Origin of the sequence: Streptomyces sp. HUAS TT7 (assembly GCF_051550175.1) — a bacterium.
GTDB lineage: Bacteria > Actinomycetota > Actinomycetes > Streptomycetales > Streptomycetaceae > Streptomyces.
This window is the reverse complement of the sequence record NZ_CP196175.1, coordinates 4,700,190-4,715,420: the sequence shown is the minus strand read 5'-3', so window position 1 is coordinate 4,715,420 and position 15,231 is coordinate 4,700,190. Positions and strand designations below refer to the sequence as shown.

Genomic DNA, 15,231 nt, shown 5'->3' with positions numbered 1-15,231 from the left:
ACCGTGCGCCTCTTCCGGCCCGGCCCCGAAGCACCGGCGTCCGGCCCGCGCCTCGCCTCCCACCCCCGCAGAGCCCGCCTCACCCTCACCTCCCTCCGCTGGAAGATCGCCGCGCTGGCCGCGGCCACCGCCTGCCTCGTCGCCGTCGCCGTCGGGCTGCTCGTTCACTTCTGGACCGCGCACGACATCCGCACCCGGGCCGAGGCGCGCGCCTTCAACTCCGTCTACTCCGCCATGGACACCTACCGCCGCACCGGCACCCTCTCCGACGGCGCCCAGCTCGACCCCGCCGACCTGCCCGCCTCGCTCCGCCACCCCTCCGACGGCGCCCGGCACACCGCCTACGACGGGCACGTCGACGGGAACTCCGGGCCCACCGTCTGGGGCGCCCAGCGCGTCGCCGGGCCGGGCAGCCCCGTGCTGGCCGTCGAGGTCAACATGAACTCCGATCTCTACGGGCTGCGCCGGCTCGATGCCACCATGGCCGTCGCCTCGCTCGCCTCCGTCGCCGCCGCCGCGCCCCTCGCGGTGTACGGGGCCGGGCTCATCGGACGGCGGCTGCGGCGGGTCTCCGAGACCGCCGGGCGCATCTCCGCCGGGGACCTCGACGCCCGGACCGGGCCCACCAAGGGGCGCGACGAGGTCGCCGAGATCGCCGCCACCGTCGACCTCATGGCCGACAGCCTCGGCCGCCGGCTCCGCACCGAGCGCCGGTTCACCGCCGATGTCGCCCATGAACTCCGCACCCCTGTCGGCGGGTTGCTCGCCGCCGTTGATCTGCTGCCGGACGGCGAGGACGTGGACCTGGTCCGGGGGCGGGTCCGTGATCTCCGGGGGCTCGTCGAGGACCTCCTGGAGATCTCCCGGCTCGACGCCGGGGCCGAGCAGCCCGTCCGCGCCCACGTCCCGCTCGACGCCGTCGTCCGCGAGGCCGTCACCCGTACCGGGCTCGATGCCGAGATCAGCGTCGCCGAGGGCACGCACACCGTCGAGACCGATCCGCGCCGGCTCGAACGGATCGTCAGCAACCTGGTCGTCAACGCCCATCGGCACGGGGCCGGCCCCGTCGAGGTCGGCGTCCGGGACCGTACCGTCGTCGTACGCGACCACGGGCCCGGGTTCCCCGCCGACCTGTTGCGCGACGGGCCCCGTCGCTTCCACACGGGGGCCGAGGAGCGCGGGTCCGGGCACGGGCTCGGGCTGACCATCGCGTTCGGCCAGGCCCACGTCCTCGGCGCCGAGCTCCGCCTCGACAACGCCCCGGAGGGCGGAGCCGTCGCCACCCTTCGCCTGTAACGCCGCCCCGGACGAGCGGCGCCCGAGCCACCCTGCGCCGACGACCCCCGGCACTACACAACTGCTGCGCACCGGCGCCCCCGCCGATACACACCCGCCCAGGCCCGGATACGTACCCCGGACACCCTTTCCAGTGCACCCTCCCGCACTCGAAGTGGAGTCCCCGTGACCGCCAAGACCCTCGCCCCGTTCCCGCCCCACCCCGCCCCCGGCATCGCGGCCGCCACCACCGACCTTTCGAAGGTCTACGGCAGTGGTGACACCCGGGTCGTCGCCCTGGACCGGGTCAGCATCGGGTTCCGGGAGGGCGAGTTCACGGCGATCATGGGGCCTTCCGGGTGCGGCAAGTCCACCCTGATGCACTGTGCCGCCGGGCTCGATCCGGTCAGTTCCGGGTCGGTGCGCATCGGCACCACCGAGCTCGGCGCGCTCAACGACCGGCAGCTCACCGAGCTCCGCCGGGACCGGATCGGGTTCATCTTCCAGGCGTTCAACCTGCTGCCCACGCTGACCGCCCTGGAGAACATCACGCTCCCCATGGACATCGCGGGGCGCAGGCCCGACCAGGCGTGGGTCCAGAGGATCATCGGCATGGTCGGGCTCTCCGACCGCCTCTCGCACCGCCCCGCCCAGCTCTCCGGCGGCCAGCAGCAGCGCGTCGCCGTGGCCCGCGCGCTCGCCTCCCGGCCCGCGATCGTCTTCGGCGACGAGCCCACCGGCAACCTCGACTCCCGCGCCGGCGCCGAAGTCCTCGGCTTCCTGCGCGACTCCGTACGCGAACTCGGCCAGACCGTCGTCATGGTCACCCACGACCCCGTCGCCGCCGGCTACGCCGACCGCGTCGTCTTCCTCTCCGACGGATCCCTCGTCGACGAGATGGTCCGCCCCGCCCCGGACCGCGTCCTGGACCGGATGAAGGACTTCGACGCCCGGTCGCACGCCAGCTGACACATCGTCACCCCACGCTCCCCGTCGGCCATTTGCTGAAAGCCCACTCATGCTGAGAACAGCCCTGCGCAACGCCCTGGCGTACAAGGCCCGTCTGGTCATGACCGTCCTCGCGGTCTGCCTGGGTGTCGCCTTCGTCTGCGGCACCCTCGTCTTCGCCGAGTCCTCCGCCGCCGCCTACCGTGCCGCCTCGTCGAAGAACTTCGCCGGCATCGCGGTCACCGTGACCCCGAAGGACCCCCCGCCCGGGACCACCACGACCAGCGGTGTGCTCGACGACGCCCTCGTACGGAAGCTGGCCGACGTGCCCGGGGTCGCCGCCGTGCGGCCCTCCGTCGACGGCTCGGCCACCCTGAACGCCGCCGACGGCAGCCCGCTGCGGGCCGGCAAGGCGTGGGCCAACCTCGCCGCCGCCTACGTAGCGGGGAAGGACGGCGCGGACAGTCGCCATCCCCTGGCCGAGGGGCGCGCCCCCGCCAACAGCGGCGAACTCGCCGTCGACCGCGGCACCGCCGACGCCGGGCACCTGCGCGTCGGCGACCTGGTCACGCTCGCCACCGACGGGCCCGTCATGACCAAGCGGCTCGTCGGCATCGTCACCACCCAGGACACCCGGGTGACCGCGGGCGGCACCCTCGCCCTGTTCGACAGGGCCACCGCGCAGCGGCTGTTCGCGGCCCCGGGCCACTACACCTCGATCGACCTGGCCGCGAAGGCCGGGACCGACCAGGTCGCGCTCTCCGACCAGGTCACCGCCCTGCTCCCGGCCGACCGCGCCCTCGCCACCAGCGGGGCCGCGCAGGCCGCCCAGCAGGCGGCCAACGTCGACATGATGACCCGGGGCTACCAGAAGATGCCGAAGATCTTCGCCGGGGTCGCGCTGTTCATCGGGTCGTTCCTCATCGTCAACACCTTCACGATGCTCGTGTCGCGGCGCACCCGCGAGATCGCGCTGCTGCGGGCGATCGGCGCCACGCGCCGCCAGGTGGTGCGGTCCGTGCTGTGGGAGGCCGTTCTGGTCGGGCTCGCCGCGTCGGCGGCCGGGTTCGTGGCCGGGCTCGGCATCGCCTCCGTACTGCCCGACCTCCTCGGCACCGCCCAAGACCCGCTCCCGCTGGGCCCGTTGGTCATCGGAGCGCGTCCCGTCATGGCGGCGCTCGGCGTCGGCGTGGGCATCACCGTGCTCGCCGCCTGGCTGCCGTCCCGCAGGGCCGCGAAGATCGCTCCCATCGAGGCGCTGCGCTCGGCCGAACAGCCGCCCACCCCCACCGCGTCCCGGGTGCGCACAGCGGTGGGCCTCGTCCTGCTCGCCGGCGGGGCCGGGCTGCTCGTCTCGCTCACCGGCGCCAAGGACGCCTCCGACGCCAACCTCCAGAACGCCATGTTCGGCTGTGCTCTTCTCGTCGCCGCCATGATCACGCTCGCGCCGCTGCTCGCCGTCCCCGTGATCCGGCTCGGCGGACGGCTGACCGGCCGCTTCGGGGTCACCGGGCGCCTCGCCCGCGAGAACGCCCTGCGCGACCCCCGGCGTACGGCGGCCACCGCATCCGTCCTCATGATCAGTACGGCGCTGGTCGCCGGACTCGCCGTCATCGGCGACTCCACCTCAAAGGCCCTCGACCGGCAGGCCGCGTCCGGCCTCAGCGCCGATTACGTGATCGGCAGCCGCACCACCACGACCGCCATCGACCCGGCCGCCCTGAAACGCGTGGCCGGCACACCCGGCGTGAAGACCGCCTCCGCCGTCGCCGACTCCACCCTGTTCACCGGCGGCAAGGTCCGCAACATCTCCGGCGTCGACCCCGACACCGTGAGCTCTGTCATGCAACTCGACTTCACCAGCGGCTCGTTGAAGGATCTCGGGCCCGGCCGGATCGCCCTCTCCAGCTCCGTCGCCCGGGAGCAGGGCGTGAGCACCGGCGGCACGGTCAACGCGCATATCGGCCCGGGCGACGACTTCAAGCCGTACACCGTCGTCGGCGTCTACCAGGACAATCCCATCGCCGACGACGCGCTGGGAGCCCGCAGCGAGGTGCAGCAGCACAGTTTCAAGCCCGGCACCGTCCAGCGGATCCTGGTGCGCACCGACGGCGGCACGGTCTCGAAGGCCACCGGGGACCGGCTGCGCACCGCCACCGGCAACAGCCCGCTGGTGCAGGTCAAGGACCGCGAGGAGCTCGTGCACGAGGCCGCCGGGTCCATGGGCGAGCTGCTGACCCTGATGTACGGGCTGCTCGCCATCGGGGTCGTGATCTCGCTGCTCGGCATCGTGAACACCCTCGCGATGTCGGTCGCCGAGCGCACCCGCGAGATCGGCGTGCTGCGCGCCATCGGCATGGACCGGGCCGGGATCCGGCGGATGATCCGGCTCGAAGCGGTGACCGTCGCCGCGTTCGGCACGCTGCTCGGCCTGGTGGGCGGACTGTTCGGCGCGTGGGCGGTCGGCTCGCTCGCGGGCGGGGCGATGACGCAGTACTCCCTCTCGCTGCCCTGGGGAACGCTGCTCCTCGTGTGCCTCGTCTCGCTCACGATCGGCGTGGTCGCGGCGGCCGTCCCGGCCCGCCGGGCCGCCGCGCTGAGCCCCCTGGAGGCCGTCGCCGAGACGTGATCCGGTCCCGGCTGAGCCAGTACGCTGAAGCCAGCGGGATCCGGCCCGCCCGCATGGTGTCCGGGAGGCGCGTGATGACTGCCGCGATGGTGGCCCCTGCATGGATGCACGAGCAGATCACGGCCGAGCAGTACGACTCCTGGTCCGAGGAGCAGTGCGCGGGAATCGAGATCGTGGACGGGATGGTCGTCGTGAGTCCCCGTGCGTCCAAGCGGCACAGCCGGCTGGCCCGGATCCTGGCGAATGCCTTGGAGGCCGCCGCCGGGCCGGACTGGAACGCCGACACCGACTTCGACGTACGCCTCCAGGACGTCCCGCTCACCAACCGCCGACCGGACGTCGTCGTCTACCGCGCGGACACGATCGACCTCACGCCCACCCGCCCGGAGCACGTGCTGCTGGTCGTGGAGGTCGTCTCCCCCGGCTCGGAGACCACCGACAGGATCGTGAAGGTGGACCAGTACGCGAGGTCCGGCATCGCCTTCTACTGGCGGATCGAACAGGCCGCGACAGGTGTCCCGCTCGTCTACACGTATGTCCTCGACCCCGCGACCAAGACCTACCGGGACGGGGACATGTTCACGGGAGTCGTCAAGGTGTCGGCGCCCTTCCCGGTGGAGATCGACCTCGGGCAGGTCTGAACCACTTGGCCGGTGCCGCTGCTATTGCGGGTTTCCGTTGGCCTTGAGGCGGGCGGACATTTCCGCGTGGGCGCGCTCGGACTTGGTGTTGGACGGGTCGTGCTTCAGACGGAGGTAGTCGTAGAGGACCTGCACGCACTCGTCCCGGGAGGCATAGGACGCGTCCGGGGTCAGTTCGAGGCCCTTGGTGACCTCCATCAGCTTTCCGTCGGCCGCCGTGTACACCGGGTGCCAGACGAGCTTCACGTCCGGGTTGAGCGCCATGACCACGCGCAGTTGCGGAACCTCCTGGGCGATCAGGACGCTGTCGGGGTTGTACGCCCGCAGGAAGATGTGGACGGGGCCGCGGGCCCGGTTCACGAACGCCTTGGACAGGACGTTCCACATCGGCGTCTTGAACTTCCACTCCTCGGTCAGCGACAGCTTGTCGACCACGCCGCCGAAGGGGGTGGACTCCAGGGGAGTGTGGCCCTTGGAGCGGGCGTAGACGCTGGTGTCGATGCCGCCGGACCACAGGGCCATCGTCGGCCGGTCGATCTCCAGATAGTCCCCGATGAACTGCACCAGCTCCTGGTACCAGCTGTTCGACGCACGGTGGTCGCGCTGCTCCTGGCGTTCGCTGAACTTCGCCATGGCCTCGTCGTTGAGCGGCCCCTGTTCGGCGATGCCGCCCAGGATCAGCTGCCAGGCCGCGTCCGTCACGGTGTCGGGGAATCCCGCCTCCGCCATCATCTGGCAGAACGTGCCCCACTCGCCGTGCCCGGTGGGATCGGCGGCATTGCGCTGAGCCGCCTCCCGGGCTCCGGGCTTCTCCTGGCGCTGCACCCAGCGCGTCACGGCGGCGTTGCCCGCGGAGCGCTGGAGGGCGAGGAGCCCGGCGGGGCCCGCCACCTGCCGGGCCGCGAGTTCCGGGGCCGCGTCCTGGGCTCGCGCCCTCGACGCCGCCGCGGGGGTCGGCGCCTGTGTCGGCGATGCCAAGGGTGTCCCTGTTTCTCGCACGCTGCCCAGCCCTCCACGTCACCGTCGTCGCCGTTCGGCCCAAAAGGCCGAGGTTAGGGACTCGGCGCGGCGGTCGGAAGGGCCGTTGGGGCAGCATCGAGGGCAGTGGGCCTCACCCCGTCGGGCGGCGGCTCCAGGCGTCCAGGGTGGTGGTGGTCGTGGCCGGGCGGGGGGTTCTGGTCCAGCCCCAGGCCGCGTATGCCGCTGCCGCCGGAGTGTTCGTGGGAGCGATCAACGTCGTCAGCACGTCGGCCTCCTGGCGTTCCAGGAGTCTTTGCTGGAGGCGGGTCGCGATGCCCCGGCGCCGGCGGGAGGGGAGCACCATGAGTTCCGCCAGCGCGAACACCCGGTCCGCGGTGGCCAGTTCCTCGTCGCCGTCGGTCTCCGCGCCCCGGAAGCCGTGCCACCACTCGCCCTCGCGCCCCGGCGGGTAGCCGTACGCGCAGCCGACCAGGAACGGGTCCCCCGCGATGATCATGTCGAAGCCCGGACGCTGCACATCCTCCGCGAAGCGGCGCAGAAACCCCTGCCGCCCCAGCGACTCCGCGTCCTCGCCACCTTCGTACGCCGCTACGTACAGGTCCGCGACGGATTCCCGTTGCTGCTCGGCCTGCCATCGGGACAGCCGCCGCAAGAACACCTCTGTCATCGCAACAGCGTGGCAGGTCACGGGCGTTCACGGAACAGGCGGGATGGGAGGAAGGGGCCAGGAGTTCCCGGCACCCGCGCGCCGTCGGAAGGGCGAGGCGAGGCCACCACCGGCGGCTCGCCTCGCGTTGACCCGATCCGGCGGGCGGCCCACACTGGCCGGATCATGGACGAGCAGCAGATCGTGACGCTCCACGGCGAGCGGGCGCTCATCGACCGGGCCGGGCATCTGTTCGCGGGGGCGCGGCACGAGTTCCTGGTGGCCGCCGCCGAGCCCGGGACCTGGTCGAACGGGGTGCGCACCGCCTTCGCCGCCGGGCTGCGCCCCGCCACCGAGCCCGGCGGCGTCGCCCTGCGCAAGCTCTACACCCCGCAGGCCCTGCCCGACGCACGGGCCGAGCGGCGGCTCGCCACAATGGCCGCCGGCGGGGCGCAGATCCGGATCTGCCGGGCGCCGCTCGCCCAGGAGACCATCGTCCTGGACCGGCGCATCGCGATCCTCGCGAGTGCTCCCGGCTGCGGGACGCGTACGTACACCGTGATCCGTACGCCCGACGTCGTCGCGGGGCTAAGGTCGCTGGTCCAGGCCGCCTGGGAGTCGTCCCCGGACCTCGACGACCACCTGCGCCGACGGCCCGAGGCGCTGGACGCCGAGGCGCGGCGGATCCTGCGGATGCTGGGCGGCGGGCACACCGACGGGTCGGCCGCGCGACAGCTCGGGATGTCGCTGCGTACGTACCGGAGGCGGGTGGCCGAGCTGATGGCGTCGCTGGGGGCCACCTCCCGGTTCCAGGCGGGGCTGCGGGCGCGTGAGCTGGAGGGCCGGTTCTGACCGTACCGGCCCGGTCCACTGCGCGTTCGCACGCCCTGATGCAAAACGGCAGATGCGAGCCATAATCTCGTACATGACTCATAAACGCGTGGCCGAGCGGCACATGGCGGTAGTGGGTGCGGTTGACCGGCCGGTCGAGCTGAGCGTGGCAGAGCTGCGCGAACGGTGGCCCCAGCGGACGGCGGCGGTCACCTTCGACTGCGCCACCAGCGGCCCGCGCGCCCACACCTTCACGGGCCCGCTGCTGCGCGAGGTGATCACCGCGGCGGGGCCCGGGTTCGACGCGGCCCGCCGCAAGGACCGCTCCCGCTTCCTCCTGGAGATCACCGGCGAGGACGGGCACGCCACGGTGCTGTCCTGGGCCGAGATCGACGAGGACTTCGGCGACTCGCCCGTACTGCTCGCCACCGCCCTGGACGGGGTCCAACTGGACGGTCTGGGCGCCCAGCTGGTGGTTCCGTCGGATCGGTGCGGGGCGCGTTACATCAGTGGGATCACCCAGGTACGGCTGCGCGCGTGCGCCGGAACGGGCGGGGGTGCGGGCGCGGAAGTGGATCAGCTCGCGTACGGCGAGGGCGGGGCGATCGGCAGACCCGTGTAGTTCTCGGCGAGCTCGGCGGCCGCGTGCCGGGAGTGGGCGATGCGGTCGAGCTGGGACAGCTGGAGCCGGGTCTCGAACGCGGAGTGCGCCGGGTCCGTGTGGAGCAGCTCGGTCATGGCGTACGAGAAGTGCTCGGCGCGCCAGACCCGGCGCAGGCAGGTCTCGGAATAGGCGTCGAGGAGCTCCGTCGAACCGGTGACCTGCCGCTGGACCAGCGCGCGGGCCAGCACGACGACGTCGGCCACGGCGAGGTTCAGGCCCTTGGCGCCGGTCGGCGGCACGATGTGTGCGGCATCCCCGGCCAGCAGAAGCCGCCCGTACCGCATCGGCTCCACGACCCGACTCCGCATCGGGAGCACCGATTTGGCGACTACGGGGCCACGCTCCAGTTTCCAGCCCGGGTCGGCGTCGGTCGCCAGGCGGGCGTCGAGCTCGTCCCAGATGCGGGCGTCGGGCCACTCGGCGGGGTCGGTGCCGTTGGGGACCTGGAGGTAGAGCCGGCTGACGGTGGGTGAGCGCATGCTGGCGAGGGCGAATCCGCGCGAGGAGTGCGCGTAGATCAACTCGTTGTACACGGGCGGGGCTTGGGCCAGGATGCCGAGCCAGGAGTAGGGGTACGTGCGCTCGTACGTTCTGCGGAGCCCGGCGGGGATGGCGTTCCGGGCGACCCCGTGGAAGCCGTCGCAGCCGACTATGTAGTCGCAGGTGAGGGTGGCGGGCTCTCGGCCCTGGTGGCGGTAGTGGATGGTGGGGGTGGGAGCGCTGGTGGGGTCTTTCATGCCGTGGATGCCGTGGATGTCATCGACGCCTTCGGTGTCGTCGGTGTCGTCGGTGCCTTCGGTGCCGTTGATGCCTTCGATGCTTGTCACTTCTGATGCGAAGAACAGCGGGGCGCCGTCCGCCAGTTGCTGGGCCACCAGGTCCTTCACCATCTCCGTCTGGGCGTAGACCATCACTCGGCGGCCGCCGGTGAGGGAGGGGAAGTCGATGCGGTGGGACCGGCGGTCGTGGCGGAGCTCGATGCCGTCGTGCGGCAGCCCCCCGCGGTCCATGCGCTCGCCCGCGCCGGCGGATCGCAGGACGTCGACGGTGCTCTGTTCGAGGATGCCGGCGCGCTGACGTTGCTCGATGTACGCGCGGTCGCGGCTTTCCAGGACTACGCAGTCGATTCCGGCGTTGTGCAGGAGGCGGGCCAGGAGGAGTCCGGCGGGACCTGCGCCGATGATGCCGACGGTGGTGTGGGCGGGAGCGGGAGCAGGGTCGCTGGTGGGCATGTTCAGCTGTCCTTCTGGTCGGCGTCGGCCGCGTACTCGGTGATCGCCCGTTCCGCTGTGGCGAAGGCGGAGTTGGCGGCGGGGACGGAGCAGTACACGGCGCACTGGAGCAGTACTTCGGCGATCTCGTCGGGGCTCAGGCCGTTGCGCAGGGCGCCCTGTACGTGCAGCGCCAGCTCGTCCTTGTGGCCGCCCGCGACGAGTGCGGTGAGCGTGATGACGCTGCGGGTGCGGCGGTCCAGGGTGCCGTTTCCCCAGATCTCGCCCCAGGCGTAGCGGGTGATGAAGTCCTGGAAGCGGGCGGTGAAGGGGGTGGTGCGGGTTGCCGCCCGGTCTACGTGGGCGTTGCCGAGGACGGCTCGGCGGGTGGCTTCGCCGACTCGTCCAAGCAGGTCGGGGCGGGTGCGGATGAAATGGCTGAGCAGGGCGTCGGTCACCGCCTCGGGCTGCTCCAGGTTGGCCAGGTGGGCGGCTCGGGGGAGTTCCAGGAGCTGGGCATCCCGGATGCCGTCGGCGAGTTCGCGGGCGTGGGACGGCGGGGTCGCCATGTCGTCCCGGCCCGCGATCACCAGGGTGGGAGCGGTGACGCGGGCGAGTTCCGGACGCAGGTCGAGCCCGGCAAGTATCTCGCAGCAGGCGGCGTACGACTCCGGGTCCACGCGGTGGTGGTCGGCGACGAGGTGCTCCGGGGCGTCGAACGCGGGGGTGAACCAGCGGTTCGGCGCGCTGTCGGCGACCTCGCCGATTCCCTTGGTACGTACGGTGTCCGCCCTCTCCAGCCAGGGTTCGGGCGGGCCGAAGCGGGCGGAGGTGCACAGGAGTGCGAGGGATTCGACTCGGTCGGGGTGGTGGGCGGCCAGCCAGGTTCCCACGGCTCCGCCCAGGGAGATCCCGGCGTAGCTGAAGGTGTCCATGCGGAGCTCTTCGAGGAGGTCCAGGAGGAGGGCGGCCAGGGTTTCGAGGGTGGGCGGGGGTGGGGGCGCCCATGCGGGGGAGTTTCCGTGGCCCGGAAGGTCCCAGCGCAGGACGTTGAAGTGTGCGGCGAGTGCCGGGAGTTGGGGTTCCCAGAGAGCCGGGGTGGTTCCTAGGGAGGGGGCCAGTACGAGGGTGCGAGCGGTGGGGGTGGGGGCGGGAGTCAGGTGGTGGCTCAGCATGGGGGCTCCCGGGGGGGTGAGGGTGGGGCGGGGTTTGTTTGGCTGAGCGGAGGGGATGGTGGGTGGGCGGCTCCCGGGGGCCTGGGGCCAAGCCCCAGAGGATCGGCCTGCCCGACCTCCCACACGGGCGGGTGGGTGAGCAAGCGTCCCCAGGGTTTGGGGCGGAACCCCAGAGGCTCGGCCTACCCGACCCCCCTCACGGGTGGGCGGGTGGGCAGACACCCCTCTCCAGCGCCCGGCCCACCATCCCCTCCGCCGCTCCCAGACCCCCCGCACCCTCCCCCAACACCCCCAAATTGCTCCGCATCCGCGCCGGGAACACCGACAGTTCCCCGCACAGCACCGCCGCCCCCCGCGCCGCGCCCCCGCACAGCCGCAGTGCCTCCCGCAGGGGGGACCACTCCGCGTGCCACGCCCCCGGGGGGCGTTCGTCCTCCGCTGCCATCGAGGCGTACAGGGTCGACACCAGTGCCGGTACCTGCCGGGCCGCCGAGGCGAGCAGCACCGAGCGCACCGGGTTGCTCTTGTGCGGCATCGAGGAGGAAACCCCGCCCGTGCCCTCGGCCACCTCACCCACCTCCGTACGGGACAGCACCAGCACGTCCGCCGCCACCTTCCCCAGCGCCCCGGCGCAGAACGCCAGCACCCCGGCCAGGTCCGCCACCGGCGTACGCAGCACATGCCAGGGCAACTCCGGCGCACGCAGGCCGAGTTCGGCGGCGAAGGCGCCCACCAACCCCGCGCCCACCAACCCCGCGCCCTCCATCCCGTACTCCTCGAAGGCCGCCAGCGTTCCCGCCGCGCCTCCCAGCTGTACAGGGAGGGTGGCCCGGACCCGTACGACACGGTCGTGCGCGTCGAGGACCAGGGAGCGCCAGCCCGCCGCCTTCAGGCCGAAGGTCGTCGGGACGGCATGCTGGGTCAGGGTGCGGGCCGCCATCACCGTGGCCCGGTGCCGGTCCGCGAGGGTGGCCAGGGACGCGGCCGTCGCCGCCAGGTCCACCCCGATCAGGTCGAGCGTGCGGGCGGCGACCAGCATCAGCGCCGTGTCCAGGATGTCCTGGCTGGTGGCGCCCCGGTGCACGAACTCCTCGTCGCCCGGCGAGAGTTCCGCCACCGCCGCCCTCAGGTCGGCCACGAGCGGGATCACCGGATTGCCACCCGCTCCGGCCCGCAGAGCCAGCCTCCGCGCGTCGAAGCGGTCGGACCCCGCCGCCTTCGTCAGGGCCTGCGCCGCCCGGCCGGGAACGCCGCCGGCCTCCGCCTGGGCCCTGGCCAGTGCCGCCTCCGCGTCGAGCATCGCCCGCAGCACCGCACCGTCACCGGTCGCCGCCTCCGCCGGGCTCCCCGCACTCACCGGCGTGAGCAGACCGGCATCCCCCTCACGCGAACAAGCATCACCCGAAGTCAAGGAAGACCGTCTCCTTCTCCCCCTGCAGATGGATGTCGAAGCGGAAGAACCCCTCCCGCTGGCCGTCCTTCCGGGCCAGCATCGTCTCCCCCCGCTCCCCCGCGAGCCCCTTCAACTCCCCTTCCCCGCCCAGCCCCTCGACGTACGCCCGCGTGAAGAGGTGGCGGGACAGGCCCCGTGCGAAGAGGCACACCGCGAGGTAGGGCGCGGCCGGCGGCGGGGGCAGGGTGCGTACCGACCAGTGGCCGTCCGCACCCGTCGCCACCCTGCCGAAGCCCGTGAAGCCGATCCCGTCCCGGCCGAGGAAGCCCCCGCTCGCCGGGTCCCGGCGCCACGAGCCGGCCCTGCCCGCGAGAGAGCCGTCGGGTGCCGCCTGCCAGAACTCCACAAGCGCGTCCGGCACCGGCTCCCCGTGCCCGTCGTACACGTACCCGTGCATCGTGATCGAAGCCGGATGCCCGGTCGGCGCGATCTCCCCGCCGCCGGGGAAGGGGAGGGCGTAACCGTAGAAGGGGCCGACCGTCTGCGAAGGGGTCGGGGCGAAACCGGCCGGCTCGGGCATCACGCGGTCACCTCCGGGTCGGGCAGCGTCGCGGCCGGGCCGTCGAGCACGATGTCCCAGCGGTAGCCCAACGACCAGTTGAGCACCGAGAGTTCGGGTTCGTACGCCGCCACCAGGCGGTCCCGCGCCGCCTGGTCGGTGACCGTGTGCAGGATCGGGTCGTACGCGAGGAGCGGGTCGCCCGGGAAGTACATCTGGGTCACCAGACGCTGTGTGAAGGCGCGGCCGAAGAGCGAGAAGTGGATGTGCGCCGGGCGCCACGCGTTCTCGTGGTTGCCCCAGGGGTACGCCCCCGGCTTGATCGTCGTGAACGCGTACCTCCCCTCGGCATCCGTCAGACACCGGCCCGCCCCGGTGAAGTGCGGGTCGAGCGGAGCCGCGTGCTGGTCGCGCTGGTGGGCGTAACGCCCGGAGGCGTTCGCCTGCCAGATCTCCACGAGCTGGCCCCGGACCGGACGGCCTGAGCGGTCGACCATCCTGCCCGACACGGTGATGCGCTCTCCGTGCGGGTCTCCCACGTGCTGGCGGGTCAGGTCCGCGTCGAGCGGCGTGACCTCGGTGACGCCGAACACCGGACCGTACAGCTCCACCGCCTCCGGATCCCCGCCCGCGGAGACCGGCGCCCGCAACGGCTCGCGCAACGCCCCGCTGCGGTACGGACCCACCCTGCCGCGCGCGGGCGCCTCCTCGGCCGTGCCGACCTGCCCCTGAGTGAGCGTCATCGCCCTGCCACCTCTCCCGAGCCCGAATCACTGCCCGAATCACTGTCTGCGGTACGGATGTGAACGAACGCCCCCGTTCTCGCGCGCACCTCCTCCACCCCGACCCCCGGCGCCGTCTCGACCAGGACGAAACCGCCGTCCGGGTGCACGTCGAGCACGGCCAGATCGGTGACGACCCGGTGCACACAGGCCCGGCCGGTGAGCGGCAGGGTGCAGCGCTCCACGAGTTTGGGAGTGCCGTCCTTCGCGGTGTGTTCGGTCAGGACGATCACGCGGCGCACCCCGTGCACCAGGTCCATCGCGCCGCCCATCCCCTTCACCAGCCGCCCCGGAACGGCCCAGTTGGCGAGGTCACCGCCCGCCGAGACCTGCATCGCGCCGAGGATCGCGGTGTCGACGTGGCCGCCGCGGATCATCCCGAACGACAGGGCCGAGTCGAAGAACGAGGCGCCCGGCAGCACGGTCACCGTCTCCTTGCCCGCGTTGACCAGGTCCGGGTCCACGTCCGCCTCCAGGGGGTACGGTCCGACGCCGAGAATGCCGTTCTCCGAGTGGAGCACCACATCCACGCCCGGGGGTAGATGGCCGGGGACCAGGGTCGGCAGCCCGATGCCGAGATTCACACAGCTGCCGTCCCCGAGTTCGGCGGCCGCCCGCGCCGCCATCCCCTCCCGCGTCCAGCTCATCGACCGTCCTCACCGAGACGTACCGTGCGTTTCTCAATTCCCTTGTCAGCGGCCTGAGTCGGTGTCAGCGGCACGACCCGCTGCACGAACACCCCGGGCACATGGACCCCGTCCGGGTCCAGCTCGCCCGGTTCCACGAGGTGTTCGACCTCGGCCACCGTGACCCGGCCGGCCATCGCCGCGAGGGGGTTGAAGTTGCGGGCCGCGCGGCGGAAGACCAGGTTTCCGTGCCGGTCGCCCTTCCAGGCCCGTACGAGGGCGAAGTCCGTGGTGATGCCGTGCTCCAGGACGTGCTCGCGCCCGCCGAACTCGCGCACCTCCTTGGGCGGCGAGGCCACGGCCACCTCGCCGTCGGCGCCGTACCGCAGGGGCAGCCCGCCCTCGGCGACCTGGGTGCCGACGCCCGCCGGGGTGTAGAACGCGGGAATGCCGCAGCCGCCCGCCCGCAGGCGCTCGGCGAGCGTGCCCTGCGGGACCAGCTCCACCTCCAGCTCGCCGCCCAGGTACTGGCGGGCGAACTCCTTGTTGGTGCCGATGTACGAGCCGGTCACGCGGGCGATGCGGCCGGCCGCGAGCAGCACGCCGAGGCCGCCGCCGTCCACCCCGCAGTTGTTGGAGACCACGCTCAGCGCGGTGGCGCCCTGCGCGTACAGGGCTGCTATCAGCACGTTCGGCACCCCGCTGAGGCCGAAGCCGCCGACCGCGAGGGAGGCCGCGTCGGGGATGTCGGCCACCGCGTCGGCGGGGGCCCGTACGACTTTGTCCATGCAACGCCCACGCCCGTTCTCGCTCGGCGACCGCCCGTTGGGGCTCTCGCGATTCGTTCGCCAGATGAACTAGAGTTCAGAG

General features: G+C 72.5%; 15 protein-coding genes. 6 read left to right on the top strand and 9 right to left on the bottom strand.

Annotation, left to right across the window (positions count from 1 at the left end):
- The first annotated feature begins 3 nt into the window (after window positions 1-3).
- The 4 genes from ACSHXC_RS21300 to ACSHXC_RS21285 all read left to right on the top strand — a co-directional run bounded on the left by ACSHXC_RS21300 (window position 4) and on the right by ACSHXC_RS21285 (window position 5,493).
- On the top strand, window positions 4-1,296 hold the full coding sequence (locus tag ACSHXC_RS21300) for a sensor histidine kinase (RefSeq protein ID WP_438296725.1): 1,293 nt from the start codon (window positions 4-6) through the stop codon (window positions 1,294-1,296).
- A 165-nt stretch (window positions 1,297-1,461) separates the two neighbouring features.
- Window positions 1,462-2,244 carry an ABC transporter ATP-binding protein gene (locus ACSHXC_RS21295; RefSeq protein ID WP_438293118.1) on the top strand — a complete coding sequence of 261 codons (783 nt, stop codon included), beginning with the start codon at window positions 1,462-1,464 and terminating at the stop codon, window positions 2,242-2,244.
- 49 nt (window positions 2,245-2,293) lie between these two features.
- Window positions 2,294-4,852, top strand: a complete 2,559-nt coding sequence (locus ACSHXC_RS21290; RefSeq protein WP_438293117.1) for an ABC transporter permease — start codon at window positions 2,294-2,296, stop codon at window positions 4,850-4,852.
- 74 nt (window positions 4,853-4,926) lie between these two features.
- Entirely contained in the window at window positions 4,927-5,493 is a 567-nt protein-coding gene (locus tag ACSHXC_RS21285; RefSeq protein ID WP_438293116.1) for a Uma2 family endonuclease, read from the top strand.
- A 21-nt stretch (window positions 5,494-5,514) separates the two neighbouring features.
- On the opposite strand, the gene ACSHXC_RS21280 is transcribed toward ACSHXC_RS21285, so the two are convergent.
- Both ACSHXC_RS21280 and ACSHXC_RS21275 read right to left on the bottom strand, forming a co-directional pair.
- The gene (locus tag ACSHXC_RS21280; RefSeq protein ID WP_438293115.1) at window positions 5,515-6,471 is read right to left on the bottom strand and encodes a hypothetical protein; all 957 of its coding nucleotides are present in this window, start codon (window positions 6,469-6,471) and stop codon (window positions 5,515-5,517) included.
- A gap of 133 nt (window positions 6,472-6,604) precedes the next feature.
- Window positions 6,605-7,141 (bottom strand): GNAT family N-acetyltransferase, encoded by a 537-nt coding sequence (locus ACSHXC_RS21275; protein WP_438293114.1) that lies wholly within the window; start codon window positions 7,139-7,141, stop codon window positions 6,605-6,607.
- 165 nt (window positions 7,142-7,306) lie between these two features.
- On the opposite strand from ACSHXC_RS21275, the gene ACSHXC_RS21270 reads away from it, so the two are divergent.
- Window positions 7,307-7,972: a DNA-binding response regulator gene (locus ACSHXC_RS21270; RefSeq protein ID WP_438293113.1), complete on the top strand. Its 666-nt coding sequence runs from the start codon at window positions 7,307-7,309 to the stop codon at window positions 7,970-7,972.
- Window positions 7,973-8,045: 73 nt separating this feature from the next.
- Complete coding sequence (locus ACSHXC_RS21265) at window positions 8,046-8,573, top strand: molybdopterin-dependent oxidoreductase (protein ID WP_438293112.1); 528 nt, start codon at window positions 8,046-8,048, stop codon at window positions 8,571-8,573.
- Here ACSHXC_RS21265 and ACSHXC_RS21260 read toward each other — a convergent pair.
- The 7 genes from ACSHXC_RS21260 to ACSHXC_RS21230 all read right to left on the bottom strand — a co-directional run bounded on the left by ACSHXC_RS21260 (window position 8,528) and on the right by ACSHXC_RS21230 (window position 15,149).
- On the bottom strand, window positions 8,528-9,847 hold the full coding sequence (locus tag ACSHXC_RS21260; protein WP_438293111.1) for a 4-hydroxybenzoate 3-monooxygenase: 1,320 nt from the start codon (window positions 9,845-9,847) through the stop codon (window positions 8,528-8,530). The two genes, ACSHXC_RS21265 and ACSHXC_RS21260, sit on opposite strands and share 46 nt — an antisense overlap.
- Before the next feature lie 2 nt (window positions 9,848-9,849).
- Window positions 9,850-11,001, bottom strand: coding sequence for a bifunctional 3-oxoadipate enol-lactonase/4-carboxymuconolactone decarboxylase PcaDC (gene pcaDC / locus ACSHXC_RS21255; protein WP_438293110.1), 1,152 nt, complete (start codon window positions 10,999-11,001; stop codon window positions 9,850-9,852).
- A 196-nt stretch (window positions 11,002-11,197) separates the two neighbouring features.
- The gene (pcaB, locus tag ACSHXC_RS21250; protein WP_438293109.1) at window positions 11,198-12,358 is read right to left on the bottom strand and encodes a 3-carboxy-cis,cis-muconate cycloisomerase; all 1,161 of its coding nucleotides are present in this window, start codon (window positions 12,356-12,358) and stop codon (window positions 11,198-11,200) included.
- A 40-nt stretch (window positions 12,359-12,398) separates the two neighbouring features.
- Complete coding sequence (locus ACSHXC_RS21245) at window positions 12,399-12,974, bottom strand: protocatechuate 3,4-dioxygenase subunit alpha (RefSeq protein WP_438293108.1); 576 nt, start codon at window positions 12,972-12,974, stop codon at window positions 12,399-12,401.
- Complete coding sequence (gene pcaH / locus ACSHXC_RS21240; protein WP_438293107.1) at window positions 12,974-13,696, bottom strand: protocatechuate 3,4-dioxygenase subunit beta; 723 nt, start codon at window positions 13,694-13,696, stop codon at window positions 12,974-12,976. The genes ACSHXC_RS21245 and pcaH overlap by 1 nt, the downstream gene beginning before the upstream one ends.
- The gene (locus ACSHXC_RS21235; protein WP_438293106.1) at window positions 13,693-14,382 is read right to left on the bottom strand and encodes a 3-oxoacid CoA-transferase subunit B; all 690 of its coding nucleotides are present in this window, start codon (window positions 14,380-14,382) and stop codon (window positions 13,693-13,695) included. The genes pcaH and ACSHXC_RS21235 overlap by 4 nt, the downstream gene beginning before the upstream one ends.
- Complete coding sequence (locus ACSHXC_RS21230) at window positions 14,379-15,149, bottom strand: CoA transferase subunit A (RefSeq protein WP_438293105.1); 771 nt, start codon at window positions 15,147-15,149, stop codon at window positions 14,379-14,381. Before ACSHXC_RS21230 ends, ACSHXC_RS21235 begins: the two co-directional genes overlap by 4 nt.
- Window positions 15,150-15,231 lie beyond the last annotated feature (82 nt).